The sequence below is a fragment of the Verrucosispora sp. FIM060022 genome, assembly GCF_003977705.1.
In the GTDB taxonomy this organism is placed as follows: Bacteria; Actinomycetota; Actinomycetes; order Mycobacteriales; family Micromonosporaceae; genus Micromonospora; species Micromonospora gifhornensis.
Genome location: NZ_RQIV01000012.1, coordinates 25,659 through 45,150, shown reverse-complemented (window position 1 = coordinate 45,150; position 19,492 = coordinate 25,659). Strand labels below are relative to the sequence as shown.

The window sequence follows — 19,492 nt, the reverse complement described above, 5'->3', positions numbered from 1 at the left end:
CGCCCTACCGTTGGCCCGAGGCCTCGCCGTACGGCAGTTGCACGGCGGTGCGCGGGCGGTAGTAGTCGTCCCGGGAGCGGAACTCGACCGGCAGCGACCCGGGCAGGATCACCCGCGTCGGACCGGGGACGGGCGAGACGAGGGCGAGCCGGGACAGGGCGTCGCGTTCCGGTGGGGACAGGTCCATCAACTCGGGCCGGGTCAGCCGGAAGGTGGCCACCGCGCGACGGATCTCCTGGCTCACCTGCGCGATCTGCGCGTCCGGCCCGATCAGGGCGAGCGCCGGCTGCTGGATCGTACGCAGTGCGTCGCAGACCACCAGCAGGCGCGCAGGGGAGTCCAGGCCGCACGGCGAAAGCTCCAGTCGGGACGGCCACTGCCAGCGGATCTGCCCGCTGACCGGGCCCGAGCTGGCCCGCCGGTGCCGGCCGCCGACCACGGCGAGTTGCGGGCCGGTGCCGACGTACACCAGCCGGTGGTCGGTGACGGTCACCGTGACCGCGTGCGGCAGCGCCCAGGTACGCCGGGACTCGGTGGGACCGAGCAGGTGGCCGGCCACGTCCACCTGCCACCGGCCGAGAATCCATTCGTCGCTGGCCGGCACCAGTTCGTGGCGCCGATCGAGGGTCGGGCCGGTGTCGTCCATCGCGTCGAACCGATGCGGCGCGATGAAGAATGGGGACGCGTCATCGTGCATCCTGACGAACCTCCGGTGCAGACGGCATCTGTGCACGAGCCTCGCCCAATTCGGCCCGCGGTGTCATGACGCCTGTTAGGGGGTCGGCCACTCGGCCGACGCCTGCGACCGGTAGATGCCGATCTCCTCCGGTCGGACGAGGCCGTCCTCGATCGCCCGGGCCAGCAGGGCCGCCTTCGTGGCAGCCGGCCTGCCCACCCGGCTGTACTTGATCCGCGCTCGGTCGACGTACTGCTTGACGGTGTGCTCGCTGATCCGCATCCGGCGCGCGACCGACGCCTTGGACATCGACTGGAACCACAGCAGCAGCGCCTCGCGTTCCTTGTCCGACAGCATCGGGCGGTCCGGCCGCGAGTCGCCGACCATCGCACCGGCCAACGCGGGTGCCACGTACGGGCGGTCACTCGCCGCGTCCAGTACGGTCGCCACGCAGTGTTCCCGCCCCTCGTGCTTGGCGAGGAAGGCCACCGCCCCGGCGTCCAGCGCGGCGAGGATCGTCGGCGGATCCGAGTGCTCCGAGTAGACCACCACGCGTCTGCCGGCCGCGCTCAACTCGGCCAGCTTGTCCAGCACGAGCCGGCCGTGCAGCCGCAGGTCGAGCAGGACGACGTCGGCCTCGGGCGCGGCCCGCAGCACCTCGTCGGGATCGTCACCGGTGGCCAGCACTGTCAACCGTGGCTCGGTCGCCAGCCAGGCGCGCACCCCGTCGACGACCACCGGGTGATCGTCCACGATCGCCACCCCGACAGGCCGCCCCGGCGTCATCGACGCCAGCGCGTCTGCGTCCATCTGATCTCACCGTCCCGCTCGTAGAGGTACTCCACCTGTCCGTCGCCCTGCTCGGGCTGCCCACCGGTGGCGTCCGGGCCGGCCCGGTCCGGGACGACCAGGCTGACCACCACCTCGTCCGGATTGGCGACGATGGTCAGCCGCGCCCAGTCCCGCTCGTCGGCGAGCGTGGCGGTGAGCGGTTCGACCAGCCGGCGACGGACCTGCACCGACAGTGGTGGTGGTGTACCTATTGTGACAAGGTCGATGGACAGGCCGTCCCGCTCGGCGAGATCGGCGGCCGCCCGCAACTCGTGCAGCAGTGGATGGGGCACGTCGTCGGATTCGGCGATCAGCCGCCGCAGCCGGGCCGCAGCGCGTACGCACCGGCGCTGCACGTCCGGATCGGACGGATCGGCCCGACCCTGCGCCAACTCGGTCAACACCTCGGTCGCGGCGTCGCTGACCACGGCCAGCCGGTCGCGCCGCTCGCCACGGGCCCGTTCGGCGGCCTCGCGTTCGGCGAGCATCACGTTGCTGGCAGCGGCGCTGGCCGCCCGGTCGCGCAGGAGCAACCCGAGCATCAGCGCCCCGGCGAAGACCGCCACCGGCAGCGACGACGTGCCGTAGAGGGCCATCGCGGCGCGGGCCAGGTCGGCCGCCCCGGTGGCCTCGTAGAGCACGACGGCGGTCAGCGCGGTGGCCGCGTGTGCGGCCAGCAGGGCGAGCAGCCACCGGACCGGCCGCCCCCAGAGCACCACCAGGAAGAACCAGGCGAGGGTGCCCCAGACCCAGTTGGCCGGGCTGAACAACTGCGCGCGTCCCACCGTGGCGAACACCGCCACGTCGACCGCGAGCAGCAGCCCGACCAACGGAGGTGTGGGCAGCGGAGTGTCCCGCAGCAGCCGGACCCCGGCGAGCAGCCCGACGGCCGCCACCAGCAGCCAGGCACCGAGCACCACCTGCGGCACGGCCAGTTGGGTACGGGCGCCGAGCACGGCGGGTAGCGCGATCGCGAGGTGCCAGACCAGCGCGATGGTGACCGCCACGATCCGGGCACCCCGGTCGGAGACCCGGGCCACCGCAGCCGCCGCCTGCCCGACGCCGACCTTCACCGCTGTCGTCGCTGCCCGGCCGTCGTACCCGCCGGTCACGGGGATGACCGCCGGGGTCAGGCGGATCGCCTCCGGGTCAGCTGACATCCGACCACTCCAGCCGGATCCGGGTGCCCTGACCGGGCGCGGAGTCCACCTCGGCCCGGCCGCCGATGGTCGTCATCCGTCCCACGACGGACTCGCGTAGCCCGTACCGGTGGGCGGGGACGGTGGCCGGGTCGAAGCCGGGGCCCTCGTCGCGTACCTCGACCGTGACGCGGCCGGCACGGGTGCGCAGGCGCAGCATGGTGGCGGCGCCGGGCGCGTGCCGGGCCACGTTGGACAGCGCCGCGTGTGCGCTCTCCGCGATCACCTCGGCCACCGCGGCCGGGAGCGTGCACGGCGGCAGGTCCGCGTTGACCGGCAGGCCGGGCAGGCGGGCGAGCATCTCCCGCAGACGTTCGTCCAGCCGCCGGGTCGCGTCCGCCGGCACCGACCGGGCCTCGGCCAGGGTGGCGAGGGTACGCAGATCAGCGGCGCACCGTTCCCGCAGCGCCGCCGACGAGCCGGTGACCACGCCCTGCCCGACCATGGTCAACGTGGCCAGGACGGTGTCGTGCAGGTCGCGGTTCTGCTGGCGCTCCGCCTCCCGGGCGGTGCGGGCGACAAGCGCCGCCCGGGAGGCGCGCTGGTTGGCCACGAAGTCGGCGTCGGCCCGCGCTACCCGGCGGCGCATCACCGCGGTCAGGATCGACGTGCAGGCGACCTGGGTCAGCAGGGTGACCGCGTGGGCGCGCGCCTCGGCGGTGTTGCCGGCCGCGTGCGCGCCGGTCGCGTAGGCGGCGGCGACCAGCAGCCCCGTCGGGATGGACCAGCGGGCCGGGGCGGTGGCCTGCGTGTTGATCACTGTGGTGCTGGCCAGGACGGCGATCCAGCTCGCCTCGCCGGGCAGCACCTCCGGTGCGACAAGCACCGGGATCGCCAGACAGGCGGCGATGGTGAGCGTCAGGTCGCCGACGACCAGGGGTGCGTCGATGCCGTGGTGCCAGGCCCGCGTCGCGTACCAGATCGACCAGACGGTCAGCACGGCCACGGCGGGCACGAGCAGGTCGGTGCGGACCGGCGGGGTGCGCACGGCGAGCGCCACCGCCGCGCAGACCAGGCCGCAGGAGAGCCGCAGCAGCGCCGGCAGGCGGGTGAAGGTGAACGCGAAGGCCCCGGTCGCCGGTGAGTCGACTGTGGTGGGTGGCGCGGTCAGGGTGGCCAGGGCCGGCATCGGGTAAGAGCGTCCTTCGCGACAAACGACCCGATCCGGGTACGCGCTGAGAAATCGAAGCCGGAGAATAGCATAATGCGAGGTCGATGGGTGACGTTCAGTGTCGGGCGAGTTGTCGGACCTGGGCTCTTGTCCGATGAACGGCAGCGGGGTCGCCGCGCCGACCCGCAAATCGATGATCATGCCGCCCCGGTCGCCGGGCACCTGCACGTCACGTAATATGCATTGATCAATGCCGATATCAGAGGGGGTGGCATGAGAATCCGACTCGCAGTCGGAACCGCACTCACCGCCGGCCTGGTCGCCGGCAGCGTCGGCCTCGGCGGGCTGGCCGGCGCGGTCCCGAGCGCTGAACGTCCGTCCGGTGCCGGGGCGGACCCGGCACCCGCAGCGCTCGCCGTCGGTGACTTCGACTTCACCCGGCCGGAGACGGTCGCCACCGGGCTCCAGGTGCCCTGGGGGATGGATTTCCTTCCCGACGGCAGTGCGCTGGTCGCCCAGCGCCCCACCGGGCAGGTCGTCCGGGTCCGGCCCGGCCAGCCATCCGAGTCGATCGTGCAGATCTCCGGCGTGAGCGCCACCAGTGAGGGCGGCCTGCTCGGCCTCGCGGTTTCCCCGACCTACGCGCAGGACGGCTGGATCTACGTCTACTTCACGACCGCCACCGACAACCGCATCTCCCGCTTCCGGCTCACCGCCCCGCAGACCCAGCAGACGATCCTCACCGGACTGGCCCGAGCGTCGATCCACAACGGCGGCCGGATCGCCTTCGGCCCCGACGGCATGCTCTACGTCGGAGTCGGTGACGCGGGACAGACGGCCACCGCACAGAACCCACAGAGCCGCAACGGCAAGATCCTGCGGATCCGACCGGACGGCTCGGTGCCGCCGGACAACCCGATCGCGGGCTCGCCCGTCTACAGCCTCGGCCACCGACACGTGCAGGGGTTGGCCTGGGACGCCCAGGGCCGACTGTATGCCACCGAGTTCGGCCAGAACACCTGGGACGAGGTCAACCTGATCGTGGCGGGCGGCAACTACGGCTGGCCCACCGTCGAGGGCCGGGCCGGCGACCCCCGCTTCCGGGACCCGCTGATCACCTGGACGCCCGCCGAGGCGTCACCGAGCGGCGCCACCATCGCCGGGGACCGGCTCTTCGTGGCCGCCCTGCGCGGCAACCGCCTGTGGAACGTGCCGCTGACCGGCACCGGCTCGGTGGGCACCCCGACCGCGGAACTGGTCGGCACGTACGGCCGGCTGCGCACCGTCGAGTACGGCCCGGACGGCTGGCTCTGGGTCACCACCAGCAACCGCGACGGCCGGGGCACCCCGGCGGGCAGCGACGACCGGATCCTGCGCTTCCCACCCCGGGACACCACTCCGCCACCGACCACGCCCCCGCCCACCACGCCGCCGCCGACCACCCCACCGCCCACCACGCCGCCCCCGACCACGCCGCCGCCCGGGCCGGCGGAGTGCACGGTGAGTTGGACGGTCAACCAGTGGAACACCGGCTTCACCGCCGAGGTGCGGGTCACCAACCGGGGCGCGGCGCTCAACGGTTGGACCCTGACGTGGTCGTTCAGCGGCAACCAGCAGGTGACCGGCGGTTGGAACGCCCAGGTCACCCAGTCGGGGCAGACCGTGACCGCACGCAACGCCGCGTGGAACGCCGCACTGCCCACCAACGGCACGGCGAGCTTCGGCTTCCAGGCCACCTACTCCGGCACCAACAACCGTCCGAGCGAGTTCCGCCTCAACGGCACGACCTGTCAGATCAGCTGACCGCGTACCGGCCCGGTCCGTACCGCACGGTCTGCGGTGCGGGCCGGGCGGCCTGCGGGCGGGGCGCGGGCCGCATCGACAGCGCGCCACTTCGGGAGTGCGCACTCGGGTCTGTCGAAATCCGCCACCGCGGCAACGACTCACCTGTGACGGCGCGCCAGGCGTCGCCGTGACAACCAATGAGCCCGCAGACCGGCCGTAGGCCGATCCGTTGCCCGCAGGAGTCAGCCGTGCCGAAATGCAGCGTCGTGATCTCGACCTACAACCGCAGAGAACTGCTGCGCCGAACCCTCGACTCGCTCACCCGGCAGACGTTGCCGCGTACCGATTTCGAGGTGCTCGTGTGCGACGACGGATCCTCCGACGGCACCGGCGACATGGTCGTCGGCTACGCCGACCGGATCGACGTCCACCACCTCTACCAGGAGGATCTCGGAGCGCGGGTCTCCGCCGCCCGCAACATGGGGATCACCGCCGCCCGCGGCGAGGTGTGCGTGTTCCTCGACGACGGCGTCGTGGCCGCCCCCGACTGCCTGCGTGCGCACGTCGAGGCCCACGAGGCGGCCGACGGCCCGCTCGCGCTGATCGGGTACGTCTGGGCCTACACCCCGCACCACGACGTCTCGGCCGAGGACGCCGCCCGGATGGAGCAGATCCTCGACCGCTCCGACGCCGACGAACTCATCGCCTGGTTGCGTGCCGACGGGCGACTGCCGGACTTCCGCGAAGAGTACTACGCCAAGTACGGCGACGACTTCGGCACCGAGCCCGCCCCGTGGTCGATCTTCTGGACCTGCAACGTGTCCGCCCCCACCGAGATGATCCGCGAGGTCGGCATGTTCGACCAGGGGTTCCGCGGTTGGGGCGGGGAGGACTGCGACCTCGGCTACCGGCTGCACCGCGCTGGCGCGTACGTCGCCCTCAGCCGTGCCGCGGCGGCGGTGCACATGCCGCACCCGGGCGCCAGCAAGAGCGAGGAGGCGTACAACTACGCCTACATGGCCGACAAGTACGACACCCCGATCACCCGGCTGCTGCACCGGTACACCAGCCTGGAGGTCAACCCGTTCAACATCAACGACGTGATCAAGGCCGAAGGGCTGCCCAGCTGCGCCGAGTACGAAGCGCAGGCGGCCGCCCGATGAGCTGGCTCGCCCGACGAGCCGCCGAGCGGTGGGAGATCGTCAAGCTGTTCCGGCACGCCGGGGCCGGCCTGATCGCCGCGCTGGCCGCGGTCAACCTGGTCCTCGGCGTACTGCCGGTGGTGTTCGTCATCGCCACCAGCATCATGCTCGGCAAGGTTCCCGGTGCCGTCGAGGCGGGCCTCGACTCGCCCGAGTGGGCGTCGCTGGTGCAGACGTTCCTGATCGGCGCGGCGGCTTTCGTGGGCCAGCAACTGCTGGCCCCGGTGGTCGCGCTGCTGCGCGAACTGGCCGCCCGCCGCGTCGACGGCGCACTCTTCCGCACCCTGATGGAGGCGTCGCTGCGCAGCCCCGGCATCGGCCCGCTGGAGGACCGGGACACGCTCGACGATCTGCGCAACGCCGCACGCGAGCTGGAGTTCGGCTTCCAGAGCCCGGGACAGGCCGTGCCGGGCCTGCTGGCGCTGCTGGCCCGGTACACCTCACTGGCCGGCTACGCGGTGGTGGTGGGGGTCGTCTTCTCCTGGCTCGCCGCGGCCGGGCTGGTCACGGTCGTGCTGCTGTTCCGCCATGGGCAGCGCGGCGGCCTGCGCAGATACGCCAAGGTGCGGTTCGCCGCGGCGGGCGCGTCCCGTCGGCTCGACTACGTGCGCGGCTTGGCCGTCGACAGCACGGCCGGCAAGGAGATCCGGGTGTTCGGGCTGATCGGCTGGCTGCGCGAGCAGCTCGCCGACGCGTACGCCCAACTGCTGGGGCCGGTGCGGGCCGCGCGCCGCCGGGTGTACCTGTGGCCGTTCGTGTGGTTCGCGGTGTGGGGTGTGCTCGTGACCGGCGCATTGTTCGCCGGCCTGGGCGCGTCCGCCGCCGACGGGATCACCCTCACCGCGTTCGTGCTGGTGGTGCAGTCCTCCCTCGGGGCGCTGCGGCTGTCGGAGTACTACGGCGAGGCCGACTCCCAGACCTGCATCGGCATCTACGGCTACCGGGCGCTGCAGAAGTTCACCGCCCGCATCGACGCCACCGCCCCGGTCGACGCCCAGCCCACTGCGGCGCCACCCGCCCCGGAACCGGTCTCGGAGATCCGTTTCCAGGACGTCACCTTCCGCTACCCGGGTCAGGACCGACCGACCCTGTCCGGTCTGAACCTGACCATCCCGGTCGGCCGGTGCACCGCGCTGGTGGGGGTCAACGGCGCCGGCAAGACCACAATCGTCAAGCTGCTGGCCCGGCTCTACGAACCGGACAGCGGCGCGATCCTGGTCGACGGCGTCGACATCCGGACCTACACCGTGGACCAGTGGCGGGCCCGGCTCGGCATCATCTTCCAGGACTTCGCCCGGTTCGAGGCGTCGGCCGCCGACAACATCGCCTTCGGTGCCGTCGCGGCCCAGTCCGACCGTGACGGCGTGCGACGTGCCGCCGCAGCGGTCGGCCTGGGTGAGCTGCTCGCCGAGCTGCCGCAGGGCGAGGACACGCCGCTGGCCCGGCACCTCACCGGCGGCGTCGACCTGTCCGGCGGGCAGTGGCAGCGCGTGGCGCTGGCCCGGGCGCTGTTCGCGCTGCACCACGGCGCACCCGTGGTGATCCTCGACGAACCGACCGCCAGCCTTGACGTACGGGCCGAGGCGCAGTTCTTCGACGAGTTCGCGGACCTCACCCAGGGAGCGACCACCTTGCTGATCTCACACCGGTTCTCCAGCGTGCGCCGCGCCGACAACATCGTCGTGCTGGCCGACGGCGACGTGGTGGAACAGGGCACCCACGAGGAGCTGATGGCCGCGGGTGGCCGCTACCACCAGCTGTTCAGCCTCCAGGCCGACCGGTTCGCGACCGCGGAGGTGGACGCATGATCGAGGCGATCCGCGGTTCCGGGCGGCTGCTGGCCACGGCGTGGCGGTTGGACCGTCGCCGTGCCGCGCTCTCCGTCGTCCTGGTGCTGGCCGGTGCGGCCGCGGCCCCGCTGATGGCGTACGTGCTGGGTCAGATGACCGGCCAGGTCGTCACCGGTCAGGCCGCCGCCGCGACCCGCAGCGGCCTGCTCGTGGCGGCGCTGGCAATCGCGATGCTCACCTTCTCCCACTTCGCCCACATCGCGTACTTCGAGCTGGCGGAGATGGCCGAGGAGGACTTCGACGAGCAGCTGATGACCGTGTCGAACGGCTCGCCGGGCATCGAGCATCACGACCGGCCGGAGCTGGCCGACGAGATCACCGTGCTGCGCCGGGAGGGTCGGCAGTTGGAGGGCGCGATGGACGCCCTGATGAACGGGCTCGGCCTGGTGCTGGCCATGGCCGTCACCGGCGTGCTGCTGGCCGGCGTCAACCCGCTGCTGCTGCTGTTGCCGCTGGCGGCGCTGCCGCCGCTGGTGGCAGGCCGGGTGGCCGAGCGGATCCGGGACCGGGCCCGTACGGCGACCGCCGAGCCGACCCGTGTCGCGCTGAACCTGTTCCACCAGTCCACATCGGCCAAGGTCGCCGGCGAGCTGCGCGTGTTCCAACTCGGCGACGAACTGACCGCCCGGCACGAGCAGCAGTGGGAACGGGCCACCCGCGGCCTGACCCGGGGACACTTCCTGGCCACCGGGGTCCACGCGGTGGGGCAGGTCGTGTTCGCGCTGGCCTACGTCGCGGCGGTGCTGCTTGTCGTACGCGACGCGATGACCGGCCGGGGTGGTGTCGGCGACGTGGTGCTGGTGATCGTCCTCGCGGTGCAGGTGAACCAGCAGGTAACCACGGCGGTGACCCTGCTGCAGACGCTGCAGCGCATCTCCGCCGCGTTCATCCGGCTGCGGCGGTTGAGCGCCGACGTCGCCGCGGCGGACCTGGGCGCGGCCGAGCAGGATCTGCCCGAGCGGCTGCGTACCGGAATCTCACTGCGTGACGTGTCCTTCGCCTATCACGGCACCGGCCGGGAGGTGCTGCGCGACGTCAACCTGGACATCCCGGCCGGGACCCGGGTGGCTGTGGTGGGGGAGAACGGCGCGGGCAAGTCCACACTTGTCAAGCTGCTGTGCGGCTTCTACCAGCCCACCAGCGGGCAGGTGCTGGTCGACGGCGTCGATCTGACGGCGGTGTCGCCGCAACGGTGGCGGGAACGCATCTCGGCCGGCTTCCAGGACTTCGCCCGGTACGAGTTCACCCTGCGCCAGAGCGTCGGCCTCGGCGACCTGCCGCACGCCGACTCGGTGCCGCACGTACGCGACGCCCTGGACCGGGCCCAGGCCACGCCGGTGGTCGACGCGTTGCCCGACGGACTCGACACGCAACTGGGCCGCAGCTGGACCGACGGCCAGGAGCTGTCCGGCGGTCAGTGGCAGCGCCTCGCGCTGGGTCGGGCGATGATGCGCGGTGAACCGCTGCTGCTGGTGCTGGACGAACCGGCCTCGGCCCTGGACCCGGCCGCCGAGCACGCACTGTTCGAACGGTTCACCGAGCAGGCGGGACGGGTGTCGCGCGCCTCCGGCGCCATCACCCTGTTCGTCTCGCACCGGTTCTCGACGGTGCGGATGGCCGATCTGATCATCGTGCTGCGCGACGGCACGGTGGCCGAGGTGGGCGACCACGCGTCGCTCGTCGCCGCCAACGGTCTGTACGCGGAGCTGTTCGAGCTGCAGGCACGCGCGTACCGCTGAGGCGACAAAGACGAGGGGCCGTCCGGTGGGCGGCCCCTCGTTCTGGTCTGTGTCAGCCGGCCGTCATGCCGGGGCCGAGCAGTTCCACCTTGCGCCCGATGCGCTGCGCCTCGGCCAGGACGTGTCCGCGCCAGGTGTCCCAGAGCCCGGCCAGCCGCGACGTGATCAGCACCGTGTCGACCGACTGGTCCTCCAGCAGGGTCCGCACCCCCAGCGCGTGCAGCGGGGTGTGCGGAGTGTCTGCGGTGGCCTGCCGCACCAGCGCGGCGTCGAAGTCGGCCACGAACGACGGCGGCAGCTGCGGGGGCAGCACGCCACCGGCACCGAACACGGCGATCCGCTCACCGGGACCGATCCGGGTCGCGGCCTGCGCGAGCTCGGCGGCGACGTCGACCTCGGCCACCTGCTGCGACCAGCGCTCCAGATCCAGCCAGCACTGTTCCCAACGCCAGTACTCGTTGGCGACACACAGCACGTAGCCGATCTCGATGACCGGCTCGGGGTACTTGCGCAGGAACTTGAAGGTGTTGGCCACCATCTCCGGCCACCGCTTGGTCATGTCCCGCTCGTGCGGCCACTCGATGATCCAGTTGTCCTTGTCGAAGTGCGGGGCGACCCCGGCGCGGAGCAGCTTGAACCCCATTTCCAGGTCCTCGCCGCCCCAGCCGGTCATCGACTCGTCGAAGCCACCCACGGCGTGGAAGTCCTCGGCCCGCATGGACACGTTGAGGGCGAAGAACAGCTGCCAGGGCAGGGGCATCGCTTCGAGTTCGAAGTCGTACGCGGCCAACGCGTCGTGCCGTACGTCGCGGAAGGCAGGCAGGTCGCGGTACTTGGCGAGCACCTCTTCCGGGCGCATCGTGGCCAGGTCCCGGTCCAGCCCCTCCAGCGCGGGATAGCGCGGGTCGTAGCCCCAGCCGTAGCCCAGGACGCTGCGCCGTGGGGCGCCGACGTGCGCCGAGATGTGCCGCTCGACCAGGTCCGGCGCGAGCATCCCGCCGCCGTCCAGGAAGATCAGGATTTCCGCCTCGGCGACGGCGGCGCCGCGGTTGCGGGCGAGGCTGACCCGGTCGCCCAGGTCCTCCTGGAAGCAGTACTTCAGGCGCAGGCGTTCGCTGAACGAGGCCACCACGTCGGCCGTGTCGTCGGCGGAGCCGTCGTCGGAGACGATCACCTCGAAGTCCGACAGCGGCTGAGTCTGTCGGGTGAGCTGCTCCAGCATGAGACGCAGCAGGTCGGCGCGGTTGTAGGTGGGAATGATGACCGAGGCGTGCGGCGTCGTCGTGCTGTCGATCATATCGTCGCCTCTCATTGTCTGGCCGTCTCGACCGCCACATCATCACTGGCCGGCCCGGGGGTGTGCATTTCGCAGAATGCGCAGTTCGGAGCGGCTGGTGAGGCGCTGCGTGAGCGGCCGTCGGGAGGCTCACGACGGCGGTGTGCGGCAGTCCCGATGATCGGCGGTGAATCGCCGCGACAGCGGCACCACGGGGCCGGTGAGCCCGCCGTGATGTCGAACCAGGGGCCGCTGATCCGACCCTCTTGAGAGGGGGCCGCAACGGTGCCCGGGCGGAGGAGTGGCGTGAGATATGTCCTGCTGATCCACAGTGATCCCGACAGCTGGGTGCATCCGATGTTCCTGCCCAGCGGCACCGACGTCGACCTGTGCGACGCCCGGGCCGCGGCTTTCGCCAAGCTGCTGCGGGAGATCACGGAGTCGGGCGAACTGATCGCCGCGTCCGCGCTGGCCGACCCGATCACCAGCACGACAGTACGCCGCAGCGGCGGAGCCCTGTTGGCGACCGACGGGCCCGTGGTGCCGGCCCGTAGCCACCTGGCGGGCTTCCTGGTCGTGGACGTCGACAGTCCGCAGCGCGCCGTCGAGGTGGCCGCTCGACTGCCCGCGGCCGGTGACGGCCGGGTCGAGATACGCCCGGTGATGGGATTGTCCGGTATGGAAATGTGATGCCTTGCGATGCATTTCCTCCGTAGTGCGCTATTCCAGGTGGTTGGGAGGGTTATCGACGGTCTGGTCCGGAACTAGAGTGGGGATACGAGTGCCGTTGACCGTGAGGTCCGGCGTCGCCGTCTATCGCCTTCACGCTGATCCCTCGAGTGTTCCGGTTGGTGACGTGCGGCGCTGCTCCGTCCTGTGAGGAGTGTTGAATGGTTCCGTACCGCATCGAAGTTCCGCAGGAAGCCCTCGACGACCTGGACCGGCGATTAGCCGAGACGCGCTGGCCGGGGGAGATGCCCGGTGCAGGGTGGGATCGTGGTGCGCCGGTCGGCTATCTGCGCACGTTGGCCGAGTACTGGCGCACCGGCTACGACTGGCGGGCCGCCGAGGCCGAGTTGAACCGGTTGCCGCAGTTCACCACCGAGATCGACGGCGCGAACATCCATTACGTGCATGTGCGTTCGCCGGAGCCGGATGCGACGCCGATGATCATTACGCATGGTTGGCCGGGTTCGTTCGTGGAGTATCTGGATGTGATTGGTCCGTTGACTGATCCGCGGGCGCATGGTGGTAGTCCGGAGGATGCGTTTCATTTGGTGATTCCGACGTTGCCGGGGTTCGGGTTGTCGGGTCCGTTGCGTGAGCCGGGGTGGAGCATGCCGCGGGTGGCCGGGGCGTGGGCGCAGTTGATGGCCCGGTTGGGTTATGACCGGTACGTGGCTCAGGGTGGGGATTTCGGGTCGTGGGTCACCGTGATGCTGGCGGGCATGGACCACGAGCATGTGCTCGGCGGGCATCTCAACTTCCTGCCCACCCCGGCGGTGACCGAGTCCGAGCTGGCCCAGCTGACCGAGGCGGAGCAGGAGCGGCTCTACCAGTTCTGGCGTACCAGCGGGCAGCTGGCCGGACACCTCTACATCCAGTCGACCCGGCCGCAGACGTTGGGGTACGGCCTGACGGATTCGCCGGTGGGGCAGTTGGCCTGGATCGTGGAGAAGTTCAAGGACTGGACCGACTCGGCGAAGGTGCCCGAGGACGCTGTCGACCGGGACCGGATGCTGACAAACGTGATGCTGTACTGGCTGACCTCGACCGGGGCGTCCTCGGCGCACTTCTACTACGAGAACGCGGCACTGCTGCCCATCGCCACCACGCCGCCGCCCGAGCTGCCACCGCCGCCGTTACCGTTCGGCGTCGCGGTGTTTCCGTACGACGTGGGCCAGCCGATCCGGCGCTTCGCCGAGCGTGGGCTGCCGAACATCGTGCAGTGGAGCGAGTACGACCGCGGCGGCCACTTCCCGGCGATGGAGGTGCCGGATCTGTTCGTCGGCGACCTGCGCGCCTTCGCCGCCAAGATCCGCCAGGGCTGAGCCCGACGGCCGGGGCGCGGGGGCGCGGCCCGTCCAGGAGCACCGAGCCTGAACCGCTGGCCACCGTCCGTGCAGGGTGGCCAGCGGTTTCGGGTGACGCTCAGACGAAGAAGGTGTTGGGTTCCTGGCCGCACAGGATCCGGCCGTACAACTCCAGGTTGGTGCTGGGCAGGTTCAGCGCGTGCAGGTTGATCGTCTGCATGTCGCGCTGGATGCGCTGGATCGGGATGGTCGAGTAGATCGAGGACGCGCCGCTGGCCATGGCGTAGATGTTCACCGCGTCCATGCCCAACTGGCAGACACGGCCCACCGCCATCCGGGCGTACGCGCGCTCCTTCAGGCTCCATGGCTCGGCCCGCAGGCCCTTCCCGTCGACCATCTCGGCGAGCCGCCGGGCGTGGTACTCCGCCTCGTCGATCTTCAGGTCGGCGTCGGCGACCTGAAGGTGCGTGACCGGTGCCTCGATCTGGCTGGCGTACCCGGTGTTGGTGATCGGGCGGCCGGGTACCCGTTCGAAGAACGCCTCCCGCGCCGCCTGGGCCAGGCCGACGATCTTGCCGGTGGTGGCGGCGGAGACGGCACCGACCATCGGACCGCGATAGATCGGCAGGTCGCGGTTGAGGACGGACGCGTACTGCTGCTGCATCAACGCGCTGATCTTGATGTACTTCGCGGTGGGGATGAACAGATCCTGCGTCCGCAGGGTGACGCTGCCGGTGCCCCGCAGACCGGAGACCTCCCAGTCGTCCTCGACCTCGAAGGCGCTCATCGGCGCGATCGCCAGGACCGGCTCCGCACCGCCCTCACCGTCGGGCAGGATCGCCGACAGCAGCTTCCACTGGCTGTGCGCGGCGCCGCTGTTGAAGTTCCACTGCCCGGACACCACGATGCCGCCGTCCTTGGGCACCGCCATCGCGGTCGGGGCCAGCGTGCCGCAGACGCGTACGTCCGGAGAGGTGAAGACCTCCTCCTGCACCTCGTCGGGGAACATGCCGACGTTCCACGACATGATCCACCAGGCGGCCGTGTTGAAGGCAGCCGATCCGTCACCACGACCGAGTTCGATGCCGACGTCGACGAGGGTCCGGGTGTCGCAGGCGTAGCCGCCGAACCGTTCCGGAATGCGTAGCCGGAAGATCCCGGCTTCGGTCATCGCCTGCACGGTCTCGTCGGTCAGCCCGCGATTGCGCTCCGACGCCAGGGCGTTGGCCCGCAGCACGGGCACCAGGTCGGCTGCGCGCCGGCGGAGTTCGTCACGGGTGGGTTTCTGGCTGACGTCCACGGGTTCTCCTTTGTCGGGCCGCACGGACCGGCACATTAATGCGCAATCCCGAAGCTGCCGAAAATGGTTGCGGCGTGCTTCATCTGTGAGTCGCATGAGCGTTTCGCACGCCGATGCTAGCGATCCGAGTCGGACGCCGAGAAGGCCCACTGGCTGCGAATGTCGCAGCAATATGCGAGATGTACGTCGATGAGAAGTTGACAAGAATGGCTTCCGACAATCGAGAACATCAATTCCGGATGGGGGCCACGCGGATGGCTGACTATCTCGGTGACCACGCCGTCGTCCTGGGGGGCAGTGTTGCGGGATCGCTCGCGGCCCGCCTGCTCTCGGACCACTACCGGCAGGTGACACTGATTGATCGCGACACCCTCATCGGGCCGGAGGACGACTCGCGTCGCGCCGTGCCCCAGGGCCACCACATCCACGCTCTGCTGGCCCGGGGACAGCAGATCCTGGACGAGCTGTTCACCGGCTTCACCGACGAACTCGCCTCGATCGGCGTACCGATCGGCGACTTCGGCACGAGCCTGAGCTGGTACTTCAACGGCAGGATGATCCAGAAGGCGGAGACCGGCCTGATCTGTGTCGCCGCCGGGAGGCCGCTGCTGGAGTCCCGCCTGCGCGGCCGGGTCAGGGCGCTGCCCAACGTGACCTACCGCGAGCGCACCGACATCATCGACCTGGTCGCCGCACCCGGCCGCGACCGGATCACCGGCGTCCGCGTCCAGGCGCACGACGCCGCCGAACCGGAGGTGCTCGACGCCGACCTGGTCGTCGACGCCACCGGCCGCGGCACCCGGACGCCCAGGTGGCTGGAGCAACTCGGCTACCCGAGCGTGCCCGAGGAACGGGTCAAGATGGAGTTGACCTACACCACCTGCCACTTCCACGGCCCGCTGAACTTCGACCCGATCGGCGACGACATCGCCCTGCTGCCGGTGGCCACACCGGGAATGCCCCGAGGCGCGATCTTCGCCCGGCTGCCCGACCGGTACGCCCTGTCGCTGACCGGCATCCTCGGCGAGAAGCCGCCGACAGACATGCACGGCTACCTGGAGTACGCCAAGTCCCTGCCGGTGCCCGAGATCTACAAGGCGCTCCGCGACGCGGAGCCGATGGGCGCCCCGGCGATGTTCCACTTCCCGGCCAGCATCCGGCGCCGCTACGAGCGGATGAGCCGGCTGCCCGACGGCCTGCTCGCCATCGGCGACGCGGCAGCGGTCTTCAACCCGGTGTACGGCCAGGGCATGACCGTCGCCGCGATCGGCGCGACAGTGCTGGGCAAACACCTCGCCAAGGGGGTGCCGCAGCCCCGGGCGTACTTCCGGGATCTGTCCGCGATCGTCGACGCGCCGTGGGACATGGCCGCCGGCGCCGACCTGGGCTTCCCCGGTGTGGTGGGCAAACGGACGCTGAAGACCCGCCTGGGCAACAGCTACATACCCCGGGTTCAGGCGGCCGCCGCCTCCGACGGCGTGCTCTCGGCGGCCTTCCTGCGTACGGCCGGTCTCGTCGATCCACCCACGGCGCTGATGAAGCCGAGCGTGATGTCCCGGGTCTTCTTCGGAAAACGGTGACCCGTCCCTCCCCACCCCATCGAACGTGTCTGTAGGAGGCATCCCATGCAGAGGCGCTGCCCGCACCTCATGGACCGCAACGGCGAGGACATCCACGCCGAGACCGAGGAGATCCGCAAGCAGGGGCCGGTGGCCCAGGTCGAGCTGCCCGGTGGGGTGCTCGCCTGGTCGGTCACCAGCCATGACCTGGTCAAGCGGGTGCTCAGCGACGACCGGTTCGCCAAGGACCCGCGCCAGCACTGGCCCGCGTTCATCAACGGCGAGATCCCGCCCGACTGGCCCATGATCACCTGGGTGGTGATGGACAACATGACCACCCGCGACGACCCCGACCACGAGCGGCTGCGGCGGGTCATCTCGCAGGGCTTCTCGGCGCGCCGGGTCGAGGCGGCCCGCCCCCTGATCGAAGGCATCGCCAAGCGGCTGCTGGACAACCTGGAGCAGGTCCCCGCGGGCACGGTGGTCGACCTGAAGAAGGCGTACTGCTACCCGCTGCCCGCCTCGGTCGTCTGCGACCTGTTCGGCGTGCCCGAGGAGGCGCGGGCCGACGCCCTCAAGGGCGGCGAGGTCAACGTCAGCACCAACATCAGCGGCGAGGAGGCGGAAGCCAACGTCGAGCAGTGGCACAAGGCGATGGAGGACCTGGTCGCCGAGAAGCACGCCCGACCCGGCGACGACCTCACCAGCCTGCTGATCGCCCGCAGGAGCGTCGACGACGAGATCCTCACCGACGAGGAGATGGTCGGCACCCTGCACCTGATGCTGGGCGCCGGCTCCGAGACGTTGATGAACCTGCTGAGCCACGCGATCCTCAACCTGCTCACCCACCCCGACCAGCTCGAACTGGTCCGCAGCGGGCAGGTCGGCTGGGACGCGGTCATCGAGGAGACGCTGCGGGTGCAGTCGCCGGTGGCGCAGCTGCCGTTCCGGTTCGCCACCGAGGACATCCAGCTCGGCGACGTGCTCATCGAGACCGGCGACCCGGTGATGATCGGCTTCGCCGGGGTCGGCCGCGACCCGGCCGTGCACGGCGAGACCCGCGCCGAGTTCGACATCACCCGTGCCGACAAGACCCACCTGTCCTTCGGCCACGGCGTGCACTTCTGCCTCGGTGCGCCGCTGGCCCGGCTGGAGGCGGCGATCGCCCTGCCGGCGGTCTTCGAGCGCTTCCCCGACATGCGGCTCGCCGTAGCGCCCGAGGAGCTCAAGCCGCAGGGCACCTTCATCATGAACGGCCACGCGGCGCTCCCGGTGTACCTCAAGGCACCCGTCCCGGCGGCGGCCTGATTCCTGAAGACGCAGGGCTCTTCCACATCGCGCGGGAAGGGCCCTGCCCCCTGCGGCGCCAGCGCCGCCCGCCCACCCCCCAGAAGGACCTGCCATGGCCAACCCCTTGACCTCGGCCGCCCCGGCACACGCCGAGCAACCCGACACGCGCCGCTGGCTGGCGCTCATCCTGCTGTGCACCGCGAACTTCATGGTCATCCTCGATTCGCAGATCGTGATCATGGCGCTGCCGCCGATATCGGAGGCGCTGCACCTGACGCCCGAGGCGGCGCAGTGGGTGATCAACGCCAACCTGCTGACCTTCGGTGGTCTGCTGCTGCTCGGCGGTCGGTTGGCTGACCTGCTCGGCCGGCGGCGCATCTTCATTCTGGGTACGGTGCTGTTCCTGCTGGTCTCGGTCGCGTCCGGACTCGCCCCGAACGCGGAGGTCCTCATCGCCGCGCGGGCGCTGCACGGTGTGTCGGCCGCGTTGATGGCACCGACCGCGCTGTCCATCCTCAGCACGACGTTCGCCGAGGGTGCCCCGCGCAACAAGGCGCTGTCCCTGTGGGCCGGCATCGCCGGCATCGGCGCGGTCACCGCGCTGCTGATCGGTGGTGCGCTGGCGAGCATCGGCTGGCAGTGGATCTTCTTCGTCAACGTGCCGGTCGCGCTGATCATGCTCGTGATCAGCCCGCTGCTGCTGCGGGAGAGCCGGGATGCGGGTATCCCGCGCACCTACGACGTGGCAGGGGCGCTCACCAGCACCACCGGCCTGGTGCTGCTGGTCTACGCGGTGGTGGTCGCGCCCGTGCAGGGTTGGCTGAGCCCGGTCACGCTGGGCCTGATCGCCGCCTCCGGCGTGCTGTTCGCGCTCTTCGTCGTCATCGAGCGCCGGTCCAGCGCTCCGCTGGTGCCACTGAGCATCTTCCGCAAGCCGAACCTCACCGGCGGCAACCTCGCGATGGTGACGATGGGCATGCTGGCGTTCGGCTTCTCGGTGACGATCTCGCAGTACTCGCAGATCGTCCTCGGGCTGTCGCCGCTGGAGTTCGGCCTGCGCCAGGCGATCATGCCGGCCATGGCGTTCATCGGCGCGTACGTCGGGCAGCGCTTCGTCACCCGGCTCGGTTTCCGGCCGGTCGCCGCGGTCTGCCTGGTCCTGCTGGGCGCGGGCAGCCTGATCATGGCGTTGACCGCGACCGGGTCGATGTCCTACGGCGCGACCTTCCTGGCGCTGGTGCCGTTCGGGGTGGGGCTCGGGCTGGGCACCACGGCCGCCTCCGCGGCGGCGCTGTCCGGGGTCGCGTACTCCGAGTCCGGCCTTGCGTCCGGCTTCAACACCGCGGCCCAGCAGGTCGGCGGCGGCCTCGGCGTCGCGGTCGTGCTGACCGTCATCGCCTCGTACGCCCCGGCCGTGGCATCGCCGACGGCGGGCTTCCAGGCCGCGTTCGCCGCCTGCGTGGTGTTCGCCATCGTGGGCCTGGTCATCACACTGACGATGATGCGCAGCAAGCGGGCCACCGACGCCGCCCTTGCCGCGCCCACACCCGCCCTCAACCACCTCTGACAGTCGGAACGGTTTCCGGGCCCCGGCCGGCACCTGCCGTCCGGGGCTCAGCCGTGCGGTGAGGGCTCAGGCGC

At 70.8% G+C, this 19,492-nt stretch carries 15 protein-coding genes and 1 pseudogene; 10 read left to right on the top strand and 6 right to left on the bottom strand.

Going from position 1 to position 19,492, the window contains the following annotated elements:
* Nucleotides 1-4: 4 nt before the first annotated feature.
* The 4 genes from EG812_RS25445 to EG812_RS25430 form a co-directional block, all read right to left on the bottom strand.
* The gene (locus tag EG812_RS25445) at nt 5-697 is read right to left on the bottom strand and encodes a hypothetical protein (protein WP_126713042.1); all 693 of its coding nucleotides are present in this window, start codon (nt 695-697) and stop codon (nt 5-7) included.
* A gap of 75 nt (nt 698-772) precedes the next feature.
* Complete coding sequence (locus EG812_RS25440; RefSeq protein ID WP_013735540.1) at nt 773-1,486, bottom strand: response regulator transcription factor; 714 nt, start codon at nt 1,484-1,486, stop codon at nt 773-775.
* The gene (locus EG812_RS25435; protein ID WP_126713041.1) at nt 1,459-2,667 is read right to left on the bottom strand and encodes a hypothetical protein; all 1,209 of its coding nucleotides are present in this window, start codon (nt 2,665-2,667) and stop codon (nt 1,459-1,461) included. The genes EG812_RS25440 and EG812_RS25435 overlap by 28 nt, the downstream gene beginning before the upstream one ends.
* The gene (locus EG812_RS25430; RefSeq protein WP_126713040.1) at nt 2,657-3,835 is read right to left on the bottom strand and encodes a sensor histidine kinase; all 1,179 of its coding nucleotides are present in this window, start codon (nt 3,833-3,835) and stop codon (nt 2,657-2,659) included. Before EG812_RS25430 ends, EG812_RS25435 begins: the two co-directional genes overlap by 11 nt.
* A gap of 255 nt (nt 3,836-4,090) precedes the next feature.
* Here EG812_RS25430 and EG812_RS25425 point away from each other — a divergent pair.
* The 5 genes and pseudogenes from EG812_RS25425 to EG812_RS25410 form a co-directional block, all read left to right on the top strand.
* Nucleotides 4,091-5,194: pseudogene (locus EG812_RS25425) on the top strand (PQQ-dependent sugar dehydrogenase); the annotation flags it as partial.
* 123 nt (nt 5,195-5,317) lie between these two features.
* Nucleotides 5,318-5,620, top strand: a complete 303-nt coding sequence (locus tag EG812_RS30330; protein WP_415878020.1) for a cellulose binding domain-containing protein — start codon at nt 5,318-5,320, stop codon at nt 5,618-5,620.
* Between the two features lie 230 nt (nt 5,621-5,850).
* Nucleotides 5,851-6,765: a glycosyltransferase gene (locus EG812_RS25420; protein WP_013735536.1), complete on the top strand. Its 915-nt coding sequence runs from the start codon at nt 5,851-5,853 to the stop codon at nt 6,763-6,765.
* Nucleotides 6,762-8,612 carry an ABC transporter ATP-binding protein gene (locus EG812_RS25415; RefSeq protein ID WP_013735535.1) on the top strand — a complete coding sequence of 617 codons (1,851 nt, stop codon included), beginning with the start codon at nt 6,762-6,764 and terminating at the stop codon, nt 8,610-8,612. Before EG812_RS25420 ends, EG812_RS25415 begins: the two co-directional genes overlap by 4 nt.
* Nucleotides 8,609-10,393, top strand: coding sequence for an ABC transporter ATP-binding protein (locus EG812_RS25410; RefSeq protein WP_126713039.1), 1,785 nt, complete (start codon nt 8,609-8,611; stop codon nt 10,391-10,393). Before EG812_RS25415 ends, EG812_RS25410 begins: the two co-directional genes overlap by 4 nt.
* A 52-nt stretch (nt 10,394-10,445) precedes the next feature.
* On the opposite strand, the gene EG812_RS25405 is transcribed toward EG812_RS25410, so the two are convergent.
* Nucleotides 10,446-11,690 carry a glycosyltransferase gene (locus tag EG812_RS25405; protein ID WP_158632538.1) on the bottom strand — a complete coding sequence of 415 codons (1,245 nt, stop codon included), beginning with the start codon at nt 11,688-11,690 and terminating at the stop codon, nt 10,446-10,448.
* Between the two features lie 285 nt (nt 11,691-11,975).
* Between EG812_RS25405 and EG812_RS25400 the strand changes: the two genes are divergently transcribed.
* Both EG812_RS25400 and EG812_RS25395 read left to right on the top strand, forming a co-directional pair.
* Entirely contained in the window at nt 11,976-12,359 is a 384-nt protein-coding gene (locus EG812_RS25400; protein ID WP_013735532.1) for a YciI family protein, read from the top strand.
* A 200-nt stretch (nt 12,360-12,559) separates the two neighbouring features.
* Nucleotides 12,560-13,720, top strand: coding sequence for an epoxide hydrolase family protein (locus EG812_RS25395; protein WP_126713037.1), 1,161 nt, complete (start codon nt 12,560-12,562; stop codon nt 13,718-13,720).
* A gap of 100 nt (nt 13,721-13,820) precedes the next feature.
* On the opposite strand, the gene EG812_RS25390 is transcribed toward EG812_RS25395, so the two are convergent.
* Nucleotides 13,821-15,002 (bottom strand): acyl-CoA dehydrogenase family protein, encoded by a 1,182-nt coding sequence (locus EG812_RS25390; RefSeq protein ID WP_013735530.1) that lies wholly within the window; start codon nt 15,000-15,002, stop codon nt 13,821-13,823.
* Nucleotides 15,003-15,256: 254 nt separating this feature from the next.
* Here EG812_RS25390 and EG812_RS25385 point away from each other — a divergent pair, with 254 nt between their 5' ends.
* From EG812_RS25385 to EG812_RS25375, 3 genes are all read left to right on the top strand, one after another.
* A complete protein-coding gene (locus EG812_RS25385; protein WP_126713036.1) occupies nt 15,257-16,582 on the top strand; it encodes an FAD-dependent oxidoreductase in 1,326 nt (441 codons plus the stop codon).
* Nucleotides 16,583-16,627: 45 nt separating this feature from the next.
* Nucleotides 16,628-17,869 carry a cytochrome P450 family protein gene (locus EG812_RS25380; RefSeq protein WP_043721757.1) on the top strand — a complete coding sequence of 414 codons (1,242 nt, stop codon included), beginning with the start codon at nt 16,628-16,630 and terminating at the stop codon, nt 17,867-17,869.
* A gap of 94 nt (nt 17,870-17,963) precedes the next feature.
* Nucleotides 17,964-19,418, top strand: a complete 1,455-nt coding sequence (locus tag EG812_RS25375) for an MFS transporter (RefSeq protein ID WP_126713035.1) — start codon at nt 17,964-17,966, stop codon at nt 19,416-19,418.
* The last annotated feature ends 74 nt before the right edge of the window (nt 19,419-19,492 follow it).

Bases quoted from the DNA above. Each gene is read 5' to 3' on its own strand.
- EG812_RS25445 (WP_126713042.1), bottom strand. From the start codon at position 697: ATGCACGATGACGCGTCCCCATTCTTCATCGCGCCGCATCGGTTCGAC.
- EG812_RS25440 (WP_013735540.1), bottom strand. From the start codon at position 1,486: ATGGACGCAGACGCGCTGGCGTCGATGACGCCGGGGCGGCCTGTCGGG.
- EG812_RS25435 (WP_126713041.1), bottom strand. From the start codon at position 2,667: ATGTCAGCTGACCCGGAGGCGATCCGCCTGACCCCGGCGGTCATCCCC.
- EG812_RS25430 (WP_126713040.1), bottom strand. From the start codon at position 3,835: ATGCCGGCCCTGGCCACCCTGACCGCGCCACCCACCACAGTCGACTCA.
- EG812_RS25415 (WP_013735535.1), top strand. From the start codon at position 6,762: ATGAGCTGGCTCGCCCGACGAGCCGCCGAGCGGTGGGAGATCGTCAAG.
- EG812_RS25410 (WP_126713039.1), top strand. From the start codon at position 8,609: ATGATCGAGGCGATCCGCGGTTCCGGGCGGCTGCTGGCCACGGCGTGG.
- EG812_RS25405 (WP_158632538.1), bottom strand. From the start codon at position 11,690: ATGATCGACAGCACGACGACGCCGCACGCCTCGGTCATCATTCCCACC.
- EG812_RS25395 (WP_126713037.1), top strand. From the start codon at position 12,560: ATGGTTCCGTACCGCATCGAAGTTCCGCAGGAAGCCCTCGACGACCTG.
- EG812_RS25385 (WP_126713036.1), top strand. From the start codon at position 15,257: ATGGCTGACTATCTCGGTGACCACGCCGTCGTCCTGGGGGGCAGTGTT.
- EG812_RS25380 (WP_043721757.1), top strand. From the start codon at position 16,628: ATGCAGAGGCGCTGCCCGCACCTCATGGACCGCAACGGCGAGGACATC.
- EG812_RS25375 (WP_126713035.1), top strand. From the start codon at position 17,964: ATGGCCAACCCCTTGACCTCGGCCGCCCCGGCACACGCCGAGCAACCC.